The sequence below is a fragment of the Oleiphilus sp. HI0132 genome (genome assembly GCF_001635845.1).
The window spans coordinates 1-1734 of sequence record NZ_LWGJ01001550.1; the positions used below are offsets into that span (position 1 = coordinate 1).

A 1734-nucleotide genomic window follows, 5' to 3' on the forward strand; every position below is an offset into this window, starting at 1 on the left:
ATTAATTCTTGAAAGCATCCAGCTACAAATGGCAAATCGTACCGGTATTCGTATTGGTGATGCCCAGCTTAATACCACTCTAGAGAATATCGCTCGTTCGAATAACATGACGCTCTCTCAGTTTGAAGCGCAACTTGAGCTAGAAGGCGACACCTACGCCAGTGCTCGTGAACAAATACACCGGGAAATGGTCATCTCCAGAGTTCAAAAAAGACAGGTTGACCAACGCGTAAGAGTCACCGAGCAAGAGGTTCAAGCATTCTTAGCCTCAAAAGAAGGTCGAACACAATCTGGCCTTGAGTACTTGATTGGCCATATCTTAATCGCACTCCCTGAATCAGCAGATAAAGAACAAGAAAGAGTAGCGCTAGATAAAGCAAACAACATTCTTAAAGAACTCAAGGCAGGTGAAGATTTCCAGAAAACGGCTGTTGCGCAATCTGACGGTCGCCAAGCACTTGAAGGCGGTGTAATTGGCTGGCGTAAAGAAAGTGAGCTACCAACTATCGCAGCTGACATCATACCCAGTTTGGCCATTCAGGAGCCCTCATCACTTATTCGTACCGGAAGTGGCTTCCACATTGTTACCGTGCTAGATAAACGCGGTGGTCAGGAAAAGCTAATTGAGCAATCGCAAGTCAGACATATTCTGATTTCACCAAGCGAGATTAGAACTGAAGAAGAAGCAAAAGAAATCATCTACAAACTTCACGAACGCCTACTGGGTGGAGACGACTTTGCTGCCATAGCCAAGTCCAATTCAGATGACCCGGTTTCCGCTATTGATGGTGGTAATCTTGATTGGGTTAATCCTGGTCAAATGGTTCCTGCTTTTGAACAAACAATGACTCAGACAAACGTAGGCGAGTTAAGTGAGCCTTTCCGTTCTCAATTTGGCTGGCACATCCTTCAAGTAACAGAGCGACGCGTGAAAGATATGGCAGAGTTGATTCAGAATAACCAGGCTCAGCAAACCCTACATCGCCGCAAATTTGAAGAGGAGCTATCCAACTGGCTGCTCGAAATAAAGGGCGAAGCTTATATCGAAATTAAAGAAGAGTTTGCAGAAGAATCCTAAGCATGGCCGAGAATATTTCTAACGCCCCTCCTGTACTGGCACTCACGCCTGGTGAGCCAGCCGGTATTGGCCCTGAATTAGTCATTCAACTAGCGCAAAGCGAGCTAGCCTGTTCACTGCTTATTTTTGCTGATAAGCAAATGATGGAAGAACGGGCGGCACTCTTGAATCTTGGCTTCTCAGTAAAAGATTGGCAGGAGTATTCTCGGCAAAATGAACCTGGGCTATATATTCAACACGTCTCGCTCGCTCGCCCTTGCCAAGCCGGTCAGCTCAATGTGGCCAACGCCTCCTATGTCGTTGAATGCCTTGACCAGGCGATTGATGCTTGCTCATCAGGTCGTGCCGATGCCTTGGTTACTGCCCCCTTACACAAAGGCATCATCAATGACTCGGGTACTGCTTTCACAGGGCACACCGAACACCTGCAAATGCGATGCGGCGTTAGTAAAGTTGTGATGATGCTAGCAAGCCCTCGTATGAAAGTGGCACTAGCAACGACTCATCTTCCTTTAGCAGAAGTTAGTCGTAATATTGCCCCTGACAACCTGAAACAGGTCATTCAGATTCTCATTGACGACCTGAAGAGCAAGTTTGGTATCAAGCAACCACGTATTCTCGTGGCAGGCTTAAACCCTCATGCAGNTGAAAACGGC

Annotated in this window: 2 protein-coding genes; both read left to right on the forward strand. The window is 46.9% G+C overall.

From position 1 onward, the window contains the following. The coding region (locus tag A3766_RS23845) for a peptidylprolyl isomerase (protein ID WP_068643102.1) at positions 1-1078 on the forward strand (1078 nt) is incomplete at its 5' end. A 2-nt stretch (positions 1079-1080) separates the two neighbouring features. After that, positions 1081-1734 (forward strand): PdxA family protein (locus A3766_RS23850; RefSeq protein WP_197479711.1); only part of this gene is annotated, 654 nt, incomplete at its 3' end.